21 protein-coding genes are annotated in these 23350 nt (G+C 46.3%); 12 read left to right on the top strand and 9 right to left on the bottom strand.

The window, feature by feature from the left end; genetic code table 11:
• Positions 1–37 precede the first annotated feature (37 nt).
• Positions 38–2575, bottom strand: a complete 2538-nt coding sequence (locus tag RH45_RS16600; RefSeq protein WP_008079278.1) for a glycosyl hydrolase family 18 protein — start codon at positions 2573–2575, stop codon at positions 38–40.
• 351 nt (positions 2576–2926) lie between these two features.
• The gene (locus RH45_RS16595; RefSeq protein WP_008079276.1) at positions 2927–4324 is read right to left on the bottom strand and encodes a tryptophanase; all 1398 of its coding nucleotides are present in this window, start codon (positions 4322–4324) and stop codon (positions 2927–2929) included.
• Positions 4325–4756: 432 nt separating this feature from the next.
• On the opposite strand from RH45_RS16595, the gene RH45_RS16590 reads away from it, so the two are divergent.
• Positions 4757–5395 (top strand): DUF2057 family protein, encoded by a 639-nt coding sequence (locus tag RH45_RS16590; protein ID WP_039958851.1) that lies wholly within the window; start codon positions 4757–4759, stop codon positions 5393–5395.
• A gap of 20 nt (positions 5396–5415) precedes the next feature.
• Here the strand turns inward: RH45_RS16590 and RH45_RS16585 are convergent, their stop codons facing one another.
• A complete protein-coding gene (locus RH45_RS16585) occupies positions 5416–6693 on the bottom strand; it encodes an HD-GYP domain-containing protein (protein ID WP_008079272.1) in 1278 nt (425 codons plus the stop codon).
• A gap of 228 nt (positions 6694–6921) precedes the next feature.
• On the opposite strand from RH45_RS16585, the gene RH45_RS16580 reads away from it, so the two are divergent.
• The 5 genes from RH45_RS16580 (at position 6922) to sstT (ending at position 10460) form a co-directional block, all read left to right on the top strand.
• Positions 6922–7461, top strand: a complete 540-nt coding sequence (locus RH45_RS16580) for a GNAT family N-acetyltransferase (RefSeq protein WP_008079267.1) — start codon at positions 6922–6924, stop codon at positions 7459–7461.
• 97 nt (positions 7462–7558) lie between these two features.
• Positions 7559–7987: a hypothetical protein gene (locus RH45_RS16575; protein WP_008079265.1), complete on the top strand. Its 429-nt coding sequence runs from the start codon at positions 7559–7561 to the stop codon at positions 7985–7987.
• Positions 7984–8574 (top strand): SCO family protein, encoded by a 591-nt coding sequence (locus tag RH45_RS16570; protein WP_008079263.1) that lies wholly within the window; start codon positions 7984–7986, stop codon positions 8572–8574. Before RH45_RS16575 ends, RH45_RS16570 begins: the two co-directional genes overlap by 4 nt.
• 1 nt (position 8575) lies before the next feature.
• Positions 8576–9022: a copper chaperone PCu(A)C gene (locus RH45_RS16565; protein ID WP_008079261.1), complete on the top strand. Its 447-nt coding sequence runs from the start codon at positions 8576–8578 to the stop codon at positions 9020–9022.
• A 223-nt stretch (positions 9023–9245) separates the two neighbouring features.
• The gene (gene sstT / locus RH45_RS16560) at positions 9246–10460 is read left to right on the top strand and encodes a serine/threonine transporter SstT (RefSeq protein ID WP_008079259.1); all 1215 of its coding nucleotides are present in this window, start codon (positions 9246–9248) and stop codon (positions 10458–10460) included.
• A 51-nt stretch (positions 10461–10511) separates the two neighbouring features.
• Here sstT and RH45_RS16555 read toward each other — a convergent pair whose 3' ends face one another.
• Positions 10512–11693 carry a tetratricopeptide repeat protein gene (locus RH45_RS16555; protein ID WP_008079252.1) on the bottom strand — a complete coding sequence of 394 codons (1182 nt, stop codon included), beginning with the start codon at positions 11691–11693 and terminating at the stop codon, positions 10512–10514.
• A gap of 373 nt (positions 11694–12066) precedes the next feature.
• Between RH45_RS16555 and nagB the strand changes: the two genes are divergently transcribed.
• Complete coding sequence (gene nagB / locus RH45_RS16550) at positions 12067–12867, top strand: glucosamine-6-phosphate deaminase (RefSeq protein ID WP_008079250.1); 801 nt, start codon at positions 12067–12069, stop codon at positions 12865–12867.
• A 63-nt stretch (positions 12868–12930) separates the two neighbouring features.
• Here nagB and RH45_RS23580 read toward each other — a convergent pair whose 3' ends face one another.
• The 3 genes from RH45_RS23580 to RH45_RS16540 all read right to left on the bottom strand — a co-directional run bounded on the left by RH45_RS23580 (position 12931) and on the right by RH45_RS16540 (position 14804).
• Complete coding sequence (locus RH45_RS23580; protein ID WP_008079248.1) at positions 12931–13107, bottom strand: hypothetical protein; 177 nt, start codon at positions 13105–13107, stop codon at positions 12931–12933.
• 83 nt (positions 13108–13190) lie between these two features.
• Positions 13191–13952 (bottom strand): PilZ domain-containing protein, encoded by a 762-nt coding sequence (locus RH45_RS16545; protein WP_008079246.1) that lies wholly within the window; start codon positions 13950–13952, stop codon positions 13191–13193.
• Positions 13953–14084: 132 nt separating this feature from the next.
• On the bottom strand, positions 14085–14804 hold the full coding sequence (locus RH45_RS16540; RefSeq protein WP_008079243.1) for an SDR family oxidoreductase: 720 nt from the start codon (positions 14802–14804) through the stop codon (positions 14085–14087).
• A 152-nt stretch (positions 14805–14956) separates the two neighbouring features.
• Here RH45_RS16540 and RH45_RS16535 point away from each other — a divergent pair, with 152 nt between their 5' ends.
• Positions 14957–15856: a LysR family transcriptional regulator gene (locus tag RH45_RS16535; RefSeq protein ID WP_008079242.1), complete on the top strand. Its 900-nt coding sequence runs from the start codon at positions 14957–14959 to the stop codon at positions 15854–15856.
• Positions 15857–15894: 38 nt separating this feature from the next.
• On the opposite strand, the gene RH45_RS16530 is transcribed toward RH45_RS16535, so the two are convergent.
• Positions 15895–17331: a coniferyl aldehyde dehydrogenase gene (locus RH45_RS16530; protein WP_008079240.1), complete on the bottom strand. Its 1437-nt coding sequence runs from the start codon at positions 17329–17331 to the stop codon at positions 15895–15897.
• 365 nt (positions 17332–17696) lie between these two features.
• Here RH45_RS16530 and RH45_RS16525 point away from each other — a divergent pair, with 365 nt between their 5' ends.
• The 4 genes from RH45_RS16525 to RH45_RS16510 all read left to right on the top strand — a co-directional run bounded on the left by RH45_RS16525 (position 17697) and on the right by RH45_RS16510 (position 22858).
• Positions 17697–19445: an SgrR family transcriptional regulator gene (locus RH45_RS16525; protein ID WP_008079236.1), complete on the top strand. Its 1749-nt coding sequence runs from the start codon at positions 17697–17699 to the stop codon at positions 19443–19445.
• A 216-nt stretch (positions 19446–19661) separates the two neighbouring features.
• On the top strand, positions 19662–20651 hold the full coding sequence (locus tag RH45_RS16520) for an ABC transporter substrate-binding protein (RefSeq protein WP_008079234.1): 990 nt from the start codon (positions 19662–19664) through the stop codon (positions 20649–20651).
• Positions 20652–20739: 88 nt separating this feature from the next.
• Positions 20740–21639 carry an ABC transporter permease gene (locus RH45_RS16515; RefSeq protein ID WP_008079232.1) on the top strand — a complete coding sequence of 300 codons (900 nt, stop codon included), beginning with the start codon at positions 20740–20742 and terminating at the stop codon, positions 21637–21639.
• Positions 21632–22858, top strand: coding sequence for a quaternary amine ABC transporter ATP-binding protein (locus tag RH45_RS16510; protein WP_008079230.1), 1227 nt, complete (start codon positions 21632–21634; stop codon positions 22856–22858). Before RH45_RS16515 ends, RH45_RS16510 begins: the two co-directional genes overlap by 8 nt.
• Before the next feature lie 69 nt (positions 22859–22927).
• On the opposite strand, the gene RH45_RS16505 is transcribed toward RH45_RS16510, so the two are convergent.
• Positions 22928–23191, bottom strand: coding sequence for a hypothetical protein (locus RH45_RS16505; protein WP_008079229.1), 264 nt, complete (start codon positions 23189–23191; stop codon positions 22928–22930).
• Positions 23192–23350: the final 159 nt, after the last annotated feature.

Raw genomic sequence — 23350 nt, 5'->3', positions numbered from 1 at the left:
GTGGCTTTACGATCAAAAGGGTTAAAGTTAAAAGCGATTAGTTAGTTGAACAACTTGCTGGGCCAACTTCTTTCCATACGCCCCACTCACCAGACTTGGTTGGATCGTCACCTTTCGTCCACCACTTCGCTTCCCACACCTTACCGGCCCAAGACGCTTGATTTCCACCAGTGTATACAGTGTTTGCGTCCCAAAGGTTGCTACAAACATCTCCACCAGTGGTTTTCTTAGCAACCACTACGGTTGTCGATGCTGACGCATTGGCTTGTCCATCGCTCACTGTGACCGTAAAGGCAAGTGATGTATCTTGCGTGTACTCAGCTGCAAAGAAACTGACGGTTGCACCATCTACTGTTGCGCTTAGACCTGCTGGTACGTCCCAAGTGTATGTAAGCGTATCGTTATCCGCATCAGAAGATGCCGAAGCGTCAACCACAACTAGGTCTCCAGCGTTCACATTCGCAGGAGCAGATACAGCCGCGACAGGCGCTTGGTTTACTGGCGGTAAGTCTTTTGGATTCACCGTCACAACAACCGTATCTGACGCGCTGGCACCTTCGTTATCAGTCACGGTTAGCTTAAAGCCAAGCGTTTCAGCTTGAGCCACCTCTATTACGTCGAAGCTTGCTGTTGCGCTGTTGGTACCTTGTAACGTAACTGGCGCACCTGAAACCTGAGTCCACTGATAGCTCGCAAGCGTACCATCCGAATCTTTAGAGGCTGAGCCATCGAGTACAACACTTGCAGGGCCAACTACAGTAACGTCTGCACCAGCACTCGCCGTTGGTGCGCGATTCGCTGGAGTGCCACCAGCTAGGCCTTCATGCATCGCATTTAGGATATCACCGTTATCTGCATCTATCTCCCAAGAGAACAGACCCGCTAAGCCAAGAGAGCGAGCATATGCGCCTTTTGCTTTCACTGAGCGGTCGTCATCAAAAGTAATCAACTCCCCCGTGGTGCGGTTCCAAACCCATGGTGCTTCAGCTTGCTCGTCGTAACCGTACTCAAAGCCATTCACACCTTGTTTATTGTCCCCTAGCATGTAGGTTTTCAGGCCTTTGTAGTCGATTACACCATCTTCCCAAACACCTTGCTCTGTCGTGCCGCTTAGCTTGCCAGTCGCTTTACCTGTCATTGGATCGTTCGGATCCGTTAAGGTATCTGGCGTGACACCTTCCCAGCCACGGCCGTACATTGCAGTACCAAGCACTAACTTGTTAGCAGGAACGCCCTGCGCGAGTAACAATTGAATGCCCGTATCGGCGGTATAAGCAGGCCCTTCATATGGCTTGCCTGTTTCGTCAACGCCTGTGCCATCACACTGACCCGGACGCATAAAGCTGCCACAGTAGAGCGCCGTTTGGTGACCGACAACATTGTTCCACGCACCGTAGAAGTCGTAAGTCATCGCGAAGATGTAATCCATGTACTGAATCGCTTCGCCGTAGTTCACATCTTCAATCTTGTCATGACCCACACCAATTGCCGAAGTCAGCTCATAAGTACGGCCTGTTTCCAGCTCTAGCTCATCGAGCATCACTCGTAGCTCTTGCATCAACGCAATGTAAGCTGGGCCATCATTTACTGGGTCACCTTTGTCTGCCGCAGCGCCATCACCACCTGGGAATTCCCAGTCAATATCTACACCGTCATAGAATTTCCAAGTTTTGAGGAAACGCTTCACTGACGCAACGAAAGTGTCACGATTGGTTTTATCAACGAAATCATAGAATGGGTCAGAAAGCGTCCAACCACCAATAGAAGGGATAATCTTTAGATCTGGGTTACGTTGTTTCAATGCCATCAGCATTGCGTAGTTACCCTTGATTGGAGAGCTGTACTCGTGGCCTGCTTGAGGGAAACTTTTCTGATATGCCGCCCAAGGGTCATGGATGACAACTTCATAGTCTGGCACACCCTGACAAGCGGTTTGCAGAGCATTAAAGCTATTGCCACCCACTGACTTAACCGATTCATTTGGACCACAGATAGGGATAAAGCCGTACAGAATGTGAGTCAGATTGTCGGCTGGAATGTTATCTACTGTGTACTTACGGCCGTAAATACCCCATTCCACGAAGTAAGTACCGACAACCGTGCTAGGGTCCGTGTTGTAAGATTTATTGTTTGGATCGACGTTCATCGTCAAAGGCGGTAAGTGCGAACCATCCGTGTCCGCAACGACGATTTCTGCAGGAGCACTGGTGCTACATCCCGTCGCATCACACGCTTCTATCGTCATTTGATAGCGACCACCTTGACCATAGGTGAAGTTAGCCGCAGTTTGGCTACCAGAGATTGGCCCTGTTGCGACTTCTACGCCATCGAACAAGATTTTGTAGGTGTCTCCGGTTCCACCACTCCACTGGTTAAATTTAACAGTGATGTTTGCTTCGTCATTGTACTTCACCATCTGGTTGTAGCCAGAGGTGGTTTCCATGGCGAGTTCGATTTTAGAAAATTGTAGGTTGTTGGAGCCATATACGTCGACACTTGGGGCGGTCGGTGCTGCCATCGATGCACCAGAAATGGCCATCGCAATGCTCGCTGCACACAAAGTAATACGATTCATATCTATTTCTCTCATTCCTTGAAGTTCACTCTAAATTCAGAGTTCAATCTGTTCCTCTACAACAGACGAAGAACATCCTCTTCAGTATTTAAGAGACTTTTTTTTAGATGAAAAAAATAAAAGTGCTTTACGAGACAAAGTCAAAATTCACATGGTTGTTAGCAAATTGTTGCATTGCAAATCAGAGACTGAGTCAAAATTTACAAACTCATCCAGTTGCAGCAGAAACTTTATGCTTATAGACAAAATCCAGTATCAGTAACTAAATGTTCTTATTGAAATAATATAGAAAACTGCCCCACTGAAAATCAGCGGGGCAGTGCAGAAGGCCAGAACTCATTGCGATGGCGACTATTTGGATTTAAACCTCGCAGTAAAGTGTCGCAATACCGGTGGCTCGTAATCGAATGTCAGCCCTTTAAGCTCATGCGCACTCTCTTTTAGCGCGATGATGGCATCGGCGATGTAGTCCATGTGATCATTGGTATAAACGCGGCGTGGGATGGTTAAGCGCATCAACTCAAGCTCAGAGGCTTTTTGCTCGCCAGTCTCAGGGTCGCGCCCTAGCAGAAGTGAGCCAATCTCAACCGCGCGAACTCCCGCTTCTAAGTAAAGTGCGTTACACAATACTTGAGCAGGAAACTCATCGGCAGGGATATGCGGTAAGATCTTAGCCGCATCGACAAACACCGCATGCCCCCCCGTCGGATATTGAATTGGAATACCCGCTTCTCTTAATCGTTCACCCAAATACTGTACCTGGCTAATACGATAGTGGAGGTAGTCTTCATCTGCCCCTTCATATAATCCTCTGGCAAGCGCTTCCATGTCGCGCCCAGCCATACCACCGTAGGTAACAAACCCTTCCATAGGGACACAACGAGTCTGAACCGCTTGGAACAACTCTTTATGATCGCGAATACAGCACATGCCACCAATATTAACCATTGGGTCTTTCTTCGCCGACATCGTTAGCATATCGCCGTATTGGTACATTTCTCGGATGATCTCTAGAATCGACTTATCTTGATAACCCTCTTCACGCTGTTTAATAAAGTAGGCATTTTCACAGTAACGCGCCGAATCAATCACAACCGGAATATCATTTTTGACCGCAATCTCGTACACCGCTCGCATGTTTGCCATTGAGACAGGCTGACCGCCGGAGCTATTACAGGTCACCGTAGTAATAATGGCGCAGATATTTTTCGCCCCATGCTCTTCAATCGTCGCCTCAAGTTTTTGCAGATCAAAGTTACCTTTCCAATCGTATGGCGTCGTGGTGTCAAATGCATGCTCGTCAACCACATTTATCGCTTTACCGCCATTAAGCTCGATGTGGCCCGCTGTCGTATCAAAATGGTAGTTGGAGATAAAGACAGGATCGCTACCTCCGCGCACGCTGCGCATACGTTCAATCAGTGCCGGAAATAGGATTTGTTCTGCCCCTCTACCTTGGTGCGCGGGAACCGTGAGTTTATAACCAAAGAAATGTTCAACCGCATTACATAGGTTGTAGTAATTGCGGCTCCCTGCGTAGGATTCGTCTCCCATCATGATCCCGGCCCATTGGTTGTCGCTCATCGCACCGGTACCCGAGTCTGTCAGCAGATCAATATAGACATCATCACTTCTTAACAAAAACGGGTTCAGCCCTGCTTCGTTCAGCGCTTCCACTCGGTCTTGGTAAGTGGTCATTTTGATTGGCTCAACCATTTTGATGCGAAAAGGTTCTGGAATACGTTTCATCTTTAATTTCCTTTATATAGATCGCTTCCTACAGAGTTTCTGCATGAAGTATTGTTGTTTGATTTTTTTGGTGTGCTTGCGCACCAGAGCGAGGCGCTCAAAGGAAGTTAAAGCGAGTCTGTTTCTTTGCTTTGTAGTGAGAGGCAGTAATCCAAGTTATACCATGACGACAACACGTAGCGGCTGTCGTGCATCCAAATGCAATTCATAGCGTTGTCCTTATCGTTGGTGGTAAAACTGTCCTTTCAATATAGTGTCATACTGGTTCGGTTACCGTGAAACGTCACGCATTTTTATCAATCGCCTATTGGTAATTATGGGGGTAATGAAAGTCAGAGCTCGGTAAAATGTAGCGCTTAGGCTATCAATTAGATTGCATTGCGTAGGTCGCCTAGGCAAAGTAAGGATTCAACAACTCAGATGGCACTGATTATGAAAATGAAAGCATCTCTTGTCGCACTCAGCGCGCTTTTCGCAAGTGGAATGGCCGCAGCTGATGTCACTATTTCCATCCCTGATACGGTCGAAGTCTTGCTGGCTAACCAAGACAAAGCAGAGGTATCGGGCGGGCTGTTCTCCGCAGAGAAAACCTTAACGCTACCCGATGGTGAAAACCAGATCCTGTTCTTGTACAAGCCTTATTTCACTCAAGGTAACGATCGCATCATCTTAGAAAGCGATCCTATCGTTGCGAAGTTTACCGCCCAAGATAGTGAGTTGACGTTTTCACTGCCAAAGTATCGCAATAGCCGAGAAGCCAAACAAAACATCAAGTCTGCCCAATGGGGATTGGTTGATGGCAATGGAAATGCAGTAGCTGTCAGCCAAGAGCAATTGGCAAAAGAAGGCATGCAGATTGGACGTAACTACAAGCTTGAAATCGCAGAATACAATCGTGGAAATGGTGTCGCCGCTGTCGGCAGCGCCGCCGTACCGGTTACCTTACCAGCCACGATGCCGCAAAAAGATCTCAAAGGAGACAACACTGCAGAGCAGATGCTGCACTTTTGGTATGACAAGGCGGATGCCGAAACCAAACAGCGCTTTAAACAAGCGATTCTTGCTGAATAATGTCAATCACAGCCAGCGCATCACGCGCTGGCTGTTTCATAGTTGCTCTCACCGATAGACAAGGCATAACACTTATGATCATAGTGTTGTAAGCAGCGAAAAACCGTTTGGTCGAGTTTATTGTCTTCCACCAGCTCTGAGATAATCTTCATCGCCTCGCTCAGAGGCACGCCTTCTCGATAGGGACGAGATTGCGTCAAAGCTTGAAATACGTCCGCAATTGCGACTATTCGACTGGGTTGATCAAGCTCATCAGCCATCTTGCCTAGCGGATAGCCGCTACCATCTAACCGCTCATGATGGTTGGATGCCCAATCAATCACTTCCTGACAATGAAACATTTTCATCAACGCATGGCGAGTATCTGTCGCATGACGACGAATGCACACATATTCTTCTTCAGTTAGCAAACTTGGCTTATGCAGGATATCAACCGGGGTTTTAAGCTTGCCAATATCATGAACTAACCCCGCCAAGTAGAGCATGCGTTGAAAACGCTCGGAGTAGCCTAACTGAAAGCCAAGAAACTCGGTCAGCTTGGCAACATTGCGTGAGTGTTCAAAGGTGAACGAGCTTTTTGCATCAACAATCTGAGCAAAAAACTCAGCGACGGAAATCGTCTCTTCCAACGCAAGTTGAGTGGAAAAAAACGGCACCGCATCAAACCGGTTCGCTAAACTCTCGATATAACGCGAGTCCATTGAGAACCAAAAATCATCGCTATCAAGCAACTCAACCATATGCTGGACCTGATTGGGCTCGAACATGATTCCTGTATTGGCTAACAGTTCTTGGCTGATGACTTTGCGGCTTTTATGAGTGACATTCCCGTAACTGTCAGGGCAGTAATTCGCGTGCAGATAGTCCACTCGGTCTGACATAAAGATCAACGCAGCAAACTGCTTATCTTCTTCTGAAACTTCCGGCAAAGTATTCAGCTCGCACCACCAAGTATGGTGATGCAAAATAGGCATCGCTAATACTGATAATGGCTGACAGGCTTTGAGTAATTGATAGCCTTTGAGGCAATGATTCAACGTATCTTGAGGCGCCATTTCAGCAAACAGTGCCGCTCGCTCTTCTGATTGAGTGACCCCGCAATCGTGAATTAAGCCGAGCGAAAACGCTATCTGTGCTCTTTCTTCCCCCCAGCCCATGCGCTGAGCACATCGGTAAGCAATGTAAGCGACACGGTGACCATGATGAATATCATCCACACCTACCGCATCCAATGCACTCGCCATTTCAAACAACACCTGACGTAAGTCTACGCTCACGTTATCAAGTGACACTTCCATATATTTCCGCACCAACGTTTTTAATCATTATTTTTGTGAGCGAAAGGGTAAACTAAAGTGGTAGATAAAAACCACACCAAGATAACGGCTATTTACATATTTGTGATTTACGTAACGTAACGCAATAATTTCGTGCCACACAAAAAGCCAATTATTTGAAGTAGTTATGGTCGTACCAGTCTTTGTTTGTTACATTCAAGTTATCAAACCAGACTCATAGAGGGAATTATGTTTACCAAAACCATCGACGAGGAGCTAAAACTTGCTCTGATTCAAGAGTCATTTGCCACCAGATACACGGAGTTGGTTTCCCAGCAGCTGGATTATTTATCGCAATGGTTAGCTTGGCCGCCTCATTGTCAGTCTGAGCAAGACTTTAAACTCTTTATCCAAAAATCTCTGCACGACTACGCCGACGGTAAATCAATGACATGCGCCATTGTGTATAAAGGTGAGATTGTCGGAAACTGCAGCTTCAACACGATTAATTACGACACATTGACTGCGGAAGTCGGTTATTGGCTTTCTCAAGCACACCAAGGTAAGGGGATCATGGCCCGAGTGGTGACCACACTGATCGATATGGCGTTTAATGAACTAGGAATGGAGAAAGTACAGCTCGCGGCAGCTAAAGACAACACCGCTAGTCGTGCCGTAGCAGAACGTGTAGGAATGACCTTAGAAGGTATTATCACCAATAGAGAAAAAGTGGCCGACCGCATTTTGGATCACGCAATCTATGGCATAGCAAACCCAAAGCGCCGCTAATCTCCGCTTGATTGCCTGCACAGAATCACGCGTTATCTCATGTATTTAGGTTCGTGAAGTGCTAGGATCTCGACTTTAAAATTTCATAGAGAAAACCGTGTCTTCATTCATCAAATTCCCGTTGATCGTTGTCGCGTTGTGCGCTGGCTTCTTTGCCGACGACATACACGAATGGGTACAAGAACAACGTTCACCCATTTCACTCGATGACTATTGCTTAATGTCGACTCAAGCCTGCAAACAAGGCGATATTACCGTCATACTAGACCGAGACATCAGCCAGCCTTTAATTGCAACTCAGATGCAAGTGGAGTGGCCATCATCGGAAGCAGACTATCTGCTGCTTACTCTCGAAGGCTACGAGATGGAAATGGGCACAACAGTGTTTAAGCTCACCAAAGGGGCAGACGACCTTTATAAAGGGGAACTGATGCTACCTGTCTGCACTTTAGAAGCCATGACATGGGTTGGTGAGTTGACCGACGGTAACAACACAATGAAGACATCTTTAAGGATGGAACGATGAGTAAGAACTGGACGCTAATATTAATTGTTGCTTTTGTACTGGGCTTTGGTTTCAAGAGCTATTTAGATGCCCAACCAGAACAAGAGGCCTCACTAAGCGAAAGCGTCATCTTGTATGGCAAAGACAACCAAGCCGTGAACATTTTTGACTCACAAGACTCACGCATTCGTGTCGTCTACTTTGGTTTTACCCGCTGCCCTGATGTATGCCCAACCTCGCTAGCAATGCTTGCCGGTGCTTTAAACCAAACTGAAGAGAGCATCGCCCAGCAGTTCCGTCCTATGTTTATTTCATTAGACCCTGAACGCGATGCTGCTGCGGATTCCTACAAATATGCTCAGTATTTCCACCCAATGCTCGAAGGTTTGTCAGCGCCACTTGAAGTCACTAAGCCGCTGGCTCATCGCTACGGCGTGATCTTTAGAAAAACGGAGTTAGAGAACTCCGAACTTAAATACACCCTAGATCACAGCTCCTATTTCTATTTCTTAAAACCAGATGGCACCTTAATCACGAAAGTGCCACATACGCTTACCCCAGCGCCTATCGTGGAAGCGTTCAAAACTCTTAGTTCTGAAGGAAAATAACATGAAGTTGAAAGCCCTACTGTTGACGACACTCGCCTTAAGTCCTTTCGCCCAAGCCAAAATGGATATCATGGCTCATGACGCTTACGCTCGAGCAACGCCTCCTAATGCTGCGACCAGTGCGGTGTTTGCGGAAATGATGAATCGCGGTACCACCGACCGCACTATTGTTTCTGCCACAACGGATGCGGCAGGCAAGGTAGAACTGCACGACGTTATCAAAGAAGGTGATGTGATGAAGATGCGTCAAGTTGAGTCGATCACAATTCCGGCGAAAGGTAAGGTTGAACTAAAACCTGGTAGCTTGCACATTATGTTATTCGACCTGAAAAAGCCGCTCGTCGAAGGGGAAACGATCGACGTTCAAGTCACTTTCGCTAATGGCCAGCAACACTCTTTCTCAGCGCCGATCAAGAAAGTCATGAGTGGAATGAAGCACCACCACTAAGGCCACAGCCCCCTACAGAGACTAAGGAGCTTCGGCTCCTTTTTTGTTACCCATAAAAACATTTAGGCAACATATAATTCACACAAAACCTAAAATCTTAATTTTTCCTGCTAATTTTCAATTAAATCTAGACACAATATTTCATGGCGCTAGTATGTCCCGTTCAGTTTAAGATAACTGAAATTACTATAAATCTATAAATTTATTCATTGCAGGGATAATTATGCAACACAACTCACTTATTGCTCGCTTCGCTCGCGGCAATCTGGTTTTGCAAATCCTAGCCGGTATCATTCTTGGTGTTGGCCTAGCGACAATTGCTCCAGAGTCTGCGAAAGACGCTGGTTTACTTGGAAGCCTCTTCGTCGGTGCACTGAAAGCAGTCGCGCCTATCTTGGTCTTTATTTTGGTTGCGGCTTCGATCGCTAACCAGAAGAAAAACCAGCACACTTACATGCGCCCTATCGTAGTCCTTTACCTTTTCGGCACGCTAACGGCAGCTTTGACCGCTGTTGTACTTAGTTTCCTATTTCCGACTACGCTAACGCTTGTATCTGGTGCTGAGGGGACAACCCCACCGCAAGGTATCGCAGAAGTGATGCATACTTTGCTGTTTAAACTGGTAGATAACCCAGTCAATGCTCTGATGAGTGCTAACTACATCGGTATTTTGGCTTGGGCGGTAGGTCTTGGTTTGGCTCTTCATCACGCGTCAGCGACCACTAAAGCGGTCTTTGAAGATCTTAGCCATGGCGTATCACAGATCGTACGCTTCATTATTCGCCTAGCACCATTTGGTATCTTTGGCTTAGTCGCTTCTACACTGGCGACAACAGGCTTTGAAGCGCTTGCTGGCTACGCGCAACTTCTTGCCGTACTGCTTGGCTCAATGGCGATCATCGCTTTGGTGGTTAACCCAATCATTGTGTTAGTGAAAACAGGTGAGAACCCATACCCACTGGTTTTCCAATGTCTGCGTGAAAGTGGCGTTACTGCCTTCTTCACACGTTCAAGTGCGGCGAATATCCCAGTGAACATGGCACTGTGTGAGAAGCTAAAACTGGATGAAGATACGTATTCTGTCTCTATTCCTCTTGGCGCGACCATCAACATGGCTGGTGCTGCAATCACCATTACCACGCTAACGTTAGCAGCTGTGCATACTATGGGTATCGAAATCGACCTGCTTACCGCATTGCTACTTAGCCTAGTCGCTGCAGTGTCAGCGTGTGGGGCTTCAGGTGTAGCGGGTGGTTCACTACTGCTTATTCCTCTAGCCTGTGGCCTATTTGGTATTCCAAACGAAATCGCCATGCAGGTTGTTGCGGTTGGCTTCATTATTGGTGTGGTTCAAGATTCTGCAGAAACGGCACTAAACAGCTCAACAGATGTTGTATTTACTGCAGCCGTCTGTAAATCGAAGCAGAAAAATCGCTAGTTCTTACTGAGTTAGAAAGACAAAAATGGCCTCTTTTAAGAGGCCATTTTTTTAATGCTTATCCATGGGTGACTGGCTAAAGTCTAGCTTCGAGGGTTGCTCGGTAGCTTCAGATTCAGCAAGCGTTTGTCCTTGTGAACCCTCAGACTGTTGCACAGACGCTGCGTCTTCTAGCGCAGGTTCTTGTTGTACGGAGGCGTGGTCTAGAACTGGCTCAGCGGCAGATTGCTCAAGCAAGGGAATTTTCCGTTTATAGAGTTTGTTCAGCGCCTTAATAATCGAGTGTTTACCAACTTTGTTATCACGGATTTTCTTCATCATTGGCTTACTAACACCCTGCAAGCCAACCACCGTATCGACACCAATATTCAGCGCGACTCTGTCACGTAGAGCACGGGCAGGTTCGTAACCAAGCTGACTGGCTAAAAACAGCCAAATATATGCAATCGCAGCACCGTTGGGACGATAGTCCATCCAAACTTCACCGGCATTGTACATGGCTTCTAGGTAGCCTTTCTCCGCCGCTCGCTCGAGCCAATAACATCCAATGGCATGATCAGCTTTTACGCCACGTCCTTTAATATAACTCAAGCCCAGTTTCATTCGGCCTTCATTACTTCGCAATGCAGCCGCGCGACGATAGTATTCGATTGAAACCCCAGGCTCTGGATTAGCGTTGTTTTCCGAGATAAACCAGTCACCGAGAAATATCATTGCATCAATATGGCCCTGTGCCGCGGCAGACTCCATCACTTGAATGGCTTTGTGTTGATCCGGTTCGGTACCCCGACCGTGAAACAGAGCAACACCCATTTCAAACTTGTGCGCCAAACTCCCCTCAGCCGCAGCGATACAAATCTGCCAGAATCTTGCTTGCTCTTTTAAAATCATGTCTTGGCGCATTTTGTTACTAAGACGGACAATGCCATACATACCCGTTACATTGTCTAATTTAGCGGCTTTGGTATACCAATAGAGGGCTTCTTTAGGCTTAGTACGCTCAGCTTCTTTCGCGAGAAACAGTATAGTCGGGATATGACCACTTTCTGCTTTAAAGATACGCTCTTCATGCTCTTGTTTGCGGTTCTTTTCCATTGCTCTGCGATAAGCAATTTCGCGCTCTTTCCGCTCCTGCTCCAAACGCTTCTTTCTCACTGATAACGCCAGCATCCACAAAAACATGCAGAGCAGCATTAAACCGGTGATACCTATCGCTATACCTATAATGTTCATTCAAAAGTCTTAGTTTTTAGTCATCGTTCTTGTATCGGCAATCAACTCAATAAGTTGAGCGCTACATCATACCTCATCTAGCAACGCGCCTCACAATCCTCGCTCCGTTTTTGTTCAAGGATCACCACATTTCAAAGCATAGCGAAGAACGTCATGCAATGAAGTAAAATTTAACGCCGTAAATTAATGCCCCTTTCACTTTTCATCACACTCGTTATTGCACGTTCGCCAACGTTTAACTTGGCGAATTTTAACTCAATCTCAAATTAATAGAGAAAATTTGACCAAAAACAATAGAAGATCTCAGAAACTTATTTTATAATGCGAATTAATGTTTCAGAGCATCATAAATTCTAATACTTAGGGGCAAAAAATGAGACTTATCCCGTTAAACCAAGCAGCACAAGTAGGTAAGTGGGCAGCAGCACACATCGTTAAACGCATTAACGACTTCAATCCAACAGCAGAGCGTCCGTTCGTTCTTGGTCTACCTACTGGCGGTACACCACTTGCTACTTACAAAGCCCTGATCGAGCTACACAAAGCGGGTGAAGTAAGCTTCAAGCATGTTGTGACTTTCAACATGGATGAGTACATCGGTATCCCAGCCGATCACCCTGAGTCGTACCGCTCGTTCATGTACAACAACTTCTTCAATCACATTGATATTCAAGAAGAAAACATCAACTTGCTAGATGGTAACGCAGCAGATAACGACGTAGAATGTAAGCGTTACGAAGATAAGATCAAATCGTACGGCAAGATCAATCTATTCATGGGTGGTGTCGGTAACGATGGTCACATTGCATTCAATGAACCAGCGTCTTCATTGTCATCTCGTACGCGCATTAAAACACTCACTGAAGATACTCGTATCGCTAACTCACGCTTCTTTGATGGTGACATCAATCAAGTACCTAAGTACGCACTAACTATTGGTGTTGGCACTCTGTTGGACGCTGAAGAGATCATGATCCTAGTAACAGGGCACAACAAAGCGTTGGCACTTGAAGCAGCCGTTGAAGGCAGCGTAAACCACCTATGGACAGTTTCTGCACTGCAGTTACATCCTAAAGCCGTGATCGTTTGTGATGAGCCAGCGACTCAAGAGCTAAAAGTGAAAACCGTCAAATACTTCACTGAACTTGAAGCTGAGAACATTAAAGGTTTCTAACCTTTTTGTTTCACAGGTAATTAAAAAATCCGAGCATCACGCTCGGATTTTTAGTTTGTATGCTTAACTTTCTGGAAATTCGCTGCGTTTTCCTTGCGGATCAGCCTGAGCGCTCCAGTGTTCATTTGGATCATAGGCCTCATCACACAAGTCGATCGTATAGCCCATTTCCAACACTTCTTTGATGGTGAGATTATCCGCCACACGGGTAACTTCGCCTTTTTCATTGCGTAATTCCATGTTTCACCTTCCACTTGTTGGCATACTGGATTGTTCACTTCAAGTATAGTCCAGTCAAACAAGCCGCAGCTCTTGTCACTCGCTTATAAGGAAAATTTTTGCTGATCTTGGCAGAAATTAAGGCGCTCAATCAGGCTCTTGACGTACTCTACGCTGCCCTCTTCAAATTGCACGCCATACTTTTTGTATTGGCTGCTTTGGGAGACGTTTTTAACAATGGCTTTGAGTGGATCCGAATTTGAATCGTCACCTGTCGAGATCGTTAGCTCAATCATATTGCCCACTTGATAGTGACTCAGTGACCGATCAATTACGATGAGGCATCCTGACTGAGAAATATCGCGAATTTGTCCAAGATACTTATGACCTTCGGGATCAATGATCGCATCTATAGCAAGCTCCAACCGAGCGCTTTCACGCAAACCAACCACCACTTGGGTGGCTTTCGGTAAGGTAATCAGCAACAAACCTGTTGAGCCACCGTTAAGCACATACTCGACTTTACTTTTAAAGTAAACCCTTGCCCCTTCACCTTTGGCACTGACCACGCACGCTTGGATTGCATAGCCACGTTGCAAAAACACCGCAATCTCTTTCGGCGTGATCTTAGGGGATTCTAGTAAAATGATATTGTTTGAGTGCATTCCAATGTATCGTGAGCGAAATTTCAGCACCTTTTTCATTGGGGTTGTGATGATACAGGCGACCTCACACAACGGCGTGATATCAGCGAAAGCATCCTCTCCATAACGGATACAGGCATTCGGCTCTGCTATTCGTTCCGTTTCCTCGCTAGGTGCCAGTTGAAGCTCATCCGTGTCTTCTCTTAGTTCAGCGTTTTCCATTCTCACTCCAACATAAGCAAGCTTATTCATAGTTATGTTTATAGAGGGGAATCTAGGATTTGGAAAGGACCAGAGCTAACAACAAAAAGAGCCCGCATGTTGCAGGCTCCTTTTGGAATTAGTATCACGTTTTTATGGTTGTTGCTTGGTCGGCGCTAAAGCAATTTCACGCACACAAACATTCTGTGGCTGGTTGTAAGCAAACTCAACTGCGCGAGCAATATCATCCGCCGCTAATACACCGCCCATATCAACTTTCCAATCATCGTAGCCATCTTTGATTTCTTGCGACGTAGTATGAGAAAGAAGCTCAGTCTCAACCGCTCCTGGAGCAATCGTAGTCACACGAACATTAGACGCCGCCACTTCTTCACGTACATTTTCAGAAATAGCATGTACTGCAAACTTAGTACCACAGTAAGCCGCATGGTTCGGGAAAGTTTTCTTGCCTGCGATAGAACTAATATTAATGATGGTGCCACTGTTGCGGCTCATCATAGGCGACAGTACCGCTTGCATGCCGTTTAGTAGACCAATTACGTTTACATCGAACATGCGCTTCCACTCAGTCGCGTCTTGAGTATCAATTTGACCCAGTAACATAACACCCGCATTGTTGACCAAGCCATCTGCTGGACCGTACTGCGCCTCCGCTTTTTCGATTGCCGCGATAAAACTCGCTTGGTCAGTGACGTCCACTTTTTCACACAGAGTGTTCGGTAGATTAAGCGCTTGCAGACGCTCAACACGACGAGCAAGAAGCAGTAGAGGGTGGCCAGCATCGCTTAATCGACGAGCGATGGCTTCACCAATACCAGAACTTGCACCTGTGATTACGATAAGTTTTTTCATGTTTTGATTCCTCTAATAACCTGACTTCTTGCAGCCGTTTGCTGCGATGGAGGTATATTAGAAGACTTGGCTTTGTTGATATATATCACTTTAGTTGAAACACTATTGCTGTAGTGCAACAATAGTTATTCAATGAATCCTAGGGTGATACTATGCTCAATCAGATCAACCTCGCTGATATCCGCTCCTTTGTTCTCATCGCACAGCTTGGCAACTTTACCAAAGCGGCTGAAGCGCTTGATGTTTCTCGTTCGCATGTCTCGCGGCAAATTAGTCAGCTCGAGAAACAGATGGGCGTGACCTTGCTGATGCGTACCACACGAATGCTCAAACTGACCGACGCGGGTAAAACCTTCTACCAGCAATGTGAAAAAGCACTGAATGACATCGACCAAGCATTGTTAACGGCTGTTGAAGATATCGAAGTGCTGCAAGGAGAGCTGAAAATAAACTGTGTCGGTGGTTATCTGGGAGAGGAGGTCATCGCTCAAGTTGCGTCAGACTTTATGCGCCTTCACCCTCAGATAACTATCAATCTCGACTTTAGCAGCCATAGGGTAGATTTGATTGAAGATGAATTCGATATCGCCTTTCGGATGGGTAAACTCGAGGATGCCGGCTTTATCGCCCGCAAGCTGATGAATATAGAAATGGGCACCTTAGCCAGCCCTGATTACCTCGCCCGCAACGAGTCTCTCAGTCACCCTAAGCAATTGAACAGTCATCAATGTTTAACAGGGTCAGTGAAACGTTGGAGCTTTGAACACACCAGCCTTCAGCAGAGCTACGATGTCCACGTCAATGGTCACTTACAATGCAAAAACGGCCGGGTATTGCTTAAAGGCGCTCTCGATGGCAACGGTATCATTCGAGTGCCTGTCATCTATTGTCAACAAGAGATAAAACAAGGAGCGCTCAAAGAAGTGTTTACTAATTGGCGAGTGCCTAGTGTCGATTTTTCAATGATATACCACAGAGACCGCTACCAGCCGAAGCGGTTGAAGCTTTTTATTGAGTTCGTTAAACATTACTTTGAAAGGCGCGAGTTTTGAGCAAAACAGTCAATATTGACTCACCCGTTTTGCTTGGATTAGCGAATAAACAGCTTGCTCAACGCCCCTTCAGCAAAAGTACGGAACTTAAGTATGAGTCGGCTGCGGGGCAGCCAACTAGGGGTTTGGAGCACCGTCTTGGCTTTAGACAATGTCTGGAAGCCCTCAACGCCATGATAATGACCAATTCCGGACTCCCCAATACCGCCAAACGGTGCATCTTCAGCCGCCACATGCAGTAAGGTATCGTTAACCGCGACACCACCACTGTGCGTTTGCTCAATAATCTGACGTTGCAAGATTTTGTCATCCGACATCAAGTACAACGCTAAGGGTCTTGGCTTGGCGTTAACGTAAGAAAACACTTCGTTCAAGTGTCGGTAACCAATCACAGGCAATATTGGACCAAAAATTTCTTGCTGCATAACCTGCATTTGCTCTGTCACGCCGGTCAGTAATTGCGGAAGCATACGTCGACCTGTCACCTCAACATTTTCAAGAGTATGGACTCCTGCGCCCTGCGCTTTCGCATCATCGAGTAGACCATTCAGACGAGCAAACTGTGCGTCATTAATGATCTGTGACACAGAATCGGCGTTACCTTTTTCGACGTAAAGAGATTGAAAACGTTGCAGATACAAACGAATAAAAGCTAACTCTTTACCTTTGGGTACCAAGACATAGTCCGGTGCGACACATATTTGCCCTGCATTGACCGATTTGCCCAGCAGCACCGCATCCACGGCACGCTTTAAATCAATCTGGTTATCGATAATGGTTGGCGATTTGCCACCCAGCTCTAAAGTGACTGGAGTGAGATTCTTCGCTGCGGCTTGAGCAACTAGGCGCCCAACTGGTGTCGAGCCCGTGAACAACAAATGATGGAAAGGCAACTGCGAGAAGTAACTGGCGATGTCGGCTTCGCCTTCAATAGGGAAGACTTGCTTGTCCAGTCCACCAAAGATTTGGCTTAGAACCTGGTTGGTATGGTGAGTATGTTCACTCAGTTTTACCATAACGCGATTGCCCGCGGCTAAAGCGGTCACGATAGGCGCAATACTGAGTACGATAGGAAAATTCCAAGGTACGATCACACCCACCACACCAAGAGGTTGATACTCCACCTTAATTGAAGAAGGCGTAAGCAATAGCCCCGCAGAGCGACGACTCGGCTTCATCCATTTCTTAAGGTGTTTGATGGTGTAATTGATATGAGAAACGGCGGGTAAAATATCGCAAATCAAGCTGTCAAAGCGACTTCGAAAACCATAATCCTGACTTAATGCCTCAACCAAAGCATCTTGCTTATCCAGCAACCCTTGCTTTAACTGCAGTAAATTGTCAATTCGAGAGTCTAAGTCAGGATAAGGCTGAGCGTTGTAGCAGGCACTGACTTCGTCAAAAAGCGCCCTGAGCTCTTGCTCGGATTTCACATGTTCCTTTTGCCAACGATTGAGGTCAACCACTCTTTCCATAGTCTAGCCAGTACCTTAGTTAGTATCTTCGCTAATAGTAGTCGGAATTGTCAGCAAAGTCTTGCTTCGACCTCAGTGCACATTTCACTTTTGTAGATGGAGGCAAACTTTCTCAGCAAGTCGTTAAGACAGCACTGATTGGTATGTTCGTGGGGGTGTCAGGAGCATGTTGCCAATCAGTGCTGAGCATGGTTAAGAACCACAATCTCATTGTGCCCACAAAATAAGGCTAACAACACAGACGATTTAATATTTTTTATTTCCTATTAACTTAACTTTTGACCAGAAATCAGCGATATTTCTCGGTGTAAGCGCTAAAATACGGAACAAACCATTCATTACTTTTCTTCAAATCGAGGCGACTTGTGTCTGATTTAACTCTACTTCGCTATTATTCTCGTCTTGCACCACTGGGTGTTGGCGACGACATTAAAACGGCTCTTCCTATGGTCGCCGAGACCTTATTTACCAGCGCTCGCCATGCCCGTAACCTGCTTAATGACATGCAAAACTTGGGTTGGTTAACTTGGACGCCCAAAGTAGGCCGCAACCAACGCTCAACACTGCTTCTAAATCATCCTTTGATGGAGCTTAAAAAACAGCTGGCAGCAATACGCGTACAACAAGGAAAGTATGAGAAGGCTCTCGAGATATTAGATAACGACCAAGTGGCATTTGGTCAGCTCCTACAAACCACTTCGGGAGCGTCTATGCGTGAAGGTCGTTTGCACATTCAGCTCACCTACAAGCGTCCTTTTGAGCGACTGGTGCCCCATGATCTGCAACGATCCAGCGAGCGTTATTTACTGCGCCAAATCTATTGCTGTCTAGTCCACAGCAACGGTGATGGAGTGCTTGAGCCCCAATTGGCGCATCACTGGCATTACGACGAATCTACGTTGGAATGGACATTCTATTTAAGGCCCGGGCTTAGCTTTCATAATGGTGACGTGATTGATGCAAAAGGCATCGCGGATCTATTCAATAAACTCAAACAGCTCCCTCACTACCAAAGCGAGTTGTCGCACTTGAGTGAAGTCACCGCCCCGCTTTCCAATAAAGTAGTCTTTAAACTCAGTATCGCTGATCAGGGCTTTGGTGGGCTCATCTCTGGCGTCAAATATGGTATTCAACCAGCCAATCAACTGACAGAGAGCGATTCGAAACGAGTGGTGGGCAGCGGACCGTTCTCGATCTACGAACACTCAAACCATAAATTGTGCCTAGAAGCTTTTGAGCGCTACTATGGCTGCCGTGCATTAACCGATCAAGTGACTATTTGGCAAATCGACGAAACGGAGCTCAGAGAGAAACAGATAGAAACCAATCAACCAGAGGCGCAGCAAGATAGCTGTAACTATTACCTATCTCACGCGGTCGATGCGCATTCACGTAATGACACCCAACAATCACGTATTGAAGACGGCTGTCTGTTCGTCTTGTTTAACCAGCAGCCTGCCAGCGCGTTAAGTGACGCTCAGCGCCGCTATCTCTCTAGCTTTATCAAGGCTGAGAAAATCATTGAGCAACTCATTCAATCCAACCAATTATTCGGTTGTGAACTTGCTTACAACTTGTTGCCTATTTGGCACAAGATCATTCGCCCCGCCGCGCCAAAAGTTGCGCTACCCACTCACATTACCATCGCGGTCTATGACTACACGGCATTGCAGAACTGCGCACTAGCCTTAAAGGCCTTACTCGAGCAACAAGGTACGCAAGTCACCATTAACGTCTATTCGTTCAGAGATCTGAATCAAAGAGCCATGGCGGGCACACTCGATGAGTCATTGATCCTGACAAACATCAACTTAGATGATAACCGTCATGCGTCTGCTTTTAGCAGCTTATATCATAACCCTGTCCTGCAAAGCTGTATCGGACCAGAAGCAAAGCTTTGGTTAACACAATCTCTTAATCAACTACGGTCTGAAACCCCATTATCTCAATATCTCTCTGCGCTTGAGCCGATCGCGTCGGCACTCATCAATCAATATTGGCTCACTCCTCTTTTTCACCATCGTCAGACTTTACGCTTTCATGGCGTTTTGAAAGACGTGGCCTTAACAAACTGGGGTTGGCCTGACATCAAAAACGTATGGTCAGCGGACTAAACGACCAATCCAATCATTAGAACACGAATTAATACATATAAATAAACGAGTTATCACTCGCACTTATTATGACAATAACACTCAGAATAACTTGATTTGTGCCGACCAAGTCACGTTTTTTGACCATCTAAAACAGTTTAAACACTAAAATTTAATTTGAACTCTAATCATTAAGTCTCTATTTTTATAAGGCATTCATTAAAAAGGGAAATTATGATGAGAGTAAAAACGGCAGCATTGCTCGTACTGAGCGCTACCGCTCTTAATGCACACGCTGGCGAGTGCGGTAAAGTTACGATTGCAGACATGAACTGGAATTCAGCAACGGTGATCGCCAACATTGACCGATTTATTCTTGAACATGGGTATGGCTGTGATGCGGAGTTGATCCCCGGTGACACTATGCCAACGGGCACTTCAATGATTGAGAAAGGCCAGCCAGATGTGGCACCTGAGCTTTGGAGTAACAGCCTCAAAGATGCACTCGACAAAGGTGTCGCGGATAAACGACTGCGTTACGCTGGCAAATCGCTGGTTGATGGCGGTGAAGAAGGCTTTTGGGTACCTGCCTTCTTGGTCGAGAAATACCCAGAGATGGCGACGATTGAAGGGGTAAAAAAACATGCCCAAATGTTTGAACACCCTGAAGACCCAGATATGTCAGCGTTTTACAGCTGTCCAGCTGGTTGGAACTGTCAAATCAGTGCCGGTAATTTATTCAAGGCTCTTGAGCTTGATAAATCAGGCTTCACTATCGTAGACCCAGGCTCTAGCGCAGGCCTCTCTGGCGCAATCGCTAAGGCTAACGAGCGCAAGGAAGCTTGGTTTGGTTACTACTGGGCACCGACTGCTGTGTTAGGCAAATATGAGATGGTTAAAGTCGATTTTGGTAGCGGCGTCGACGAAAATGAGTTCGTAAACTGTACAACGCAAAGTGAGTGTGCGGAACCGAAAGCGACCATGTACCCACCTTCTCCGGTTCACACCATTACGACGGAAGAATTCGCGACTCGCGCACCGGATGCCTACGACTACTTCAGCAAACGTGGATTCACCAATGCGGACATGAACCGACTGCTCGCTTGGATGGAAGACAATCAAGCAGATGGTGAAGAAGCCATGTTCCACTTCTTAGAGGACTACCCTCAAATCTGGCAAGCCTGGGTAAGCCCAGAAGTCGCCAACAAAGTAAAACAAGCTCTTTAATCCTATTTAGCGCAAGACGCGCTAAGCTAAAGATGTACTCCCTCATCAGATATCGTCTCTGATGAGGGAGAAGAAAAGGAATTTATAGATGTCTAACGATACTTGGTTCAATAGCTTTCCTGAAATGGATCGCTCCGATCTTAGAGCCATTCGCAAAACACTTGATGGCGCCTACCGCGACTTTTCTCGCGAATACGGCGACATGATCGAATCTTTTTTTGACCCACTCCTCTCCTTCCTAGTTTGGTTTGAAAAACTTCTCATTTCTACCCCCTGGGTCATCATTCTTGCCGTTTGTACTGGCTTAGTTTATATGGCCAGCCGCTCTTGGAAACTTGGCCTAGGTTGCTTTGTTTCCCTACTATTGATCGGCTATTTCGGCATGTGGGAAGACACCATGCGTACGCTCAGTATCATTACTGTTTGCACCATGCTGTCGATTATCCTCGGCATCCCAATCGGTATTGCTATGGCGCGCTCAAATCGAGTCCAATCGACCGTGACCCCAATGCTTGATGTGATGCAAACCATGCCAGCCTTTGTCTATTTGATTCCCGTGGTAATGCTATTGGGTATTGGCAAAATTCCAGGCCTGATTGCGGTGGTGATCTACGCCATTCCACCAGTGATTCGCTTAACCAATCTAGGTATTCGCTTAGTGGATAAAGAAGTACTTGAAGCCGCAACGGCCTTTGGTGCAAGCGCAAAACAAAGACTGTGGGGTGTGCAGTTACCGCTCGCGATGCCAACCATTATGGCGGGTATTAACCAAACCATCATGATGGCTTTGTCTATGGTTGTTATCGCCTCTATGATTGGCGTGAAAGGACTGGGTCAACCGGTACTTAAATCGATCACAAACCAGTATTTTACTTTAGGTCTTTTGAATGGCTTCGCCATCGTTGCACTGGCTATCTTGTTTGACCGTGCTTCTCAAGCCTACGCAAAACGAACTCAGGCACACTTAGGAGATTTAAAGCATGACTAAGCCTCTTATCGAAATTAGTGGCCTGTATAAAGTATTTGGCCCAAAGCCGAACTCCGTCATGGAACGGGTTAAGCGCGGCGACAGTAAAGATCAGGTTTTAGCCGAAACTGGCCATACTGTGGGTCTGAAAGAAATTGACCTCAAGATAAACAAAGGGGAAATCTTTGTCATCATGGGGCTATCTGGCTCTGGAAAATCGACCCTAATTCGACATTTTAACCGCCTGATAGATCCAACTGAAGGGCAGATTCTAGTCGAGGGCACGGATGTGATGCAGTTGAGCCAGAAAGACTTAGAGCAATTTCGTCGCAAAAAGATGTCGATGGTATTCCAGCGCTTTGGCTTATTGCCGCATCGTACCGTTGTGGATAACGTTGCCTACGGTTTAGAAATTCAGGGGCTGACCAAGCCCGATCGTATCGAAAAAGCCAACCAGTGGTTAGATACGGTCGGATTGAAAGGTTATGAAAACCAATATCCATCTCAATTATCAGGTGGTCAGCAACAACGTGTGGGGTTGGCTCGCGCCCTGTGTACTGATGCTGAAATCCTACTCATGGATGAAGCTTTTTCTGCCCTTGATCCTCTGATTAGAAGCGAAATGCAGGATCAATTAATTGAATTACAAGAAAAGCTGCATAAAACCATTGTCTTCATTACTCATGATCTAGATGAAGCGCTGAGACTAGGCGATCGCATCGCGATATTGAAAGACGGTTTACTTGTTCAACAAGGTACGCCTGATGAAATCCTGCTTCACCCGGCCGATGACTATGTCGAAGCGTTCGTTAAAGATGTCAATCGTGCTCGCGCCTTAACGGTAGAAACAGTGATGAACCCGCCAGCGTTCCGTATTACCGCTAACACCATCGGAGAAGCTATCGCGCAAATGAAAGGCATTAAACAAGATTATGCTTATCATGTGACGGAAGAAGGCTATCAGGGCGTGTTGACCAAAGAGGGCTTACTTGACGCTGCGAAATCGGATACCGATGAAGAAATTCATCAAGAGATTTACGAAGAAGTCCCCGCCGTCTCCCCTGACTCTGTCATTGAAGAGGTGCTTATGGAAAGCATGTCGAGCGATTATTCGCTCCCAGTTGTCGATGACGATGGTAACTTGCAAGGTGAGTTAGAACGTAGCGCGGTGGCGGAAATCTTCTCTGATACGTCAGAAGAGGAAACCAACACTGACCCAAAGCTGGATAAAGCGTCTTAACCTTTTTAGGTCATAAACATCAAAAAGCGCCGCAATGGCGCTTTTTGTTTTTACCGCCTAGCTCAAAGGCTACTTATCTTCAGAGCTGCACTCTTTTTTGTCTTTAAACAGGTTAGATAACGCTTGCGCCTCTATCGATTCCGAATCTTCATAGACTTTGTAGGCATCACCGTCTTTATAGCCCATCAAGTGCATTACTCCCTGTAATACGCAGGTGAAGAATGCCATCACAGCGATAAGAAAAGCGAAGATGCCACCGACATCCAACTCCATCATCAACATCGAAACAGCAAATATGATGGCCGCGACAATGGCTTTGTTCTTACTATTCATACAACAACCAACCTTTCGATTAAGTGACATTGATAATATAAATAGTGACTTACGCATATATTGGCGTGATACACATTTCTAAGCCTTCTAGCTCGCTGTTTTATTAATAGCCGGCTTACCGAAGAGTCGCGTCTCTTTCGTTGAGCGCGCGATAAACAA

Origin of the sequence: Vibrio sinaloensis DSM 21326 (assembly GCF_000189275.1) — a bacterium.
GTDB classification, from domain to species: Bacteria; Pseudomonadota; Gammaproteobacteria; order Enterobacterales; family Vibrionaceae; genus Vibrio; species Vibrio sinaloensis.
Note: the sequence above shows the minus strand (reverse complement) of the source record. Positions and strands in the feature narration are given on the sequence as shown.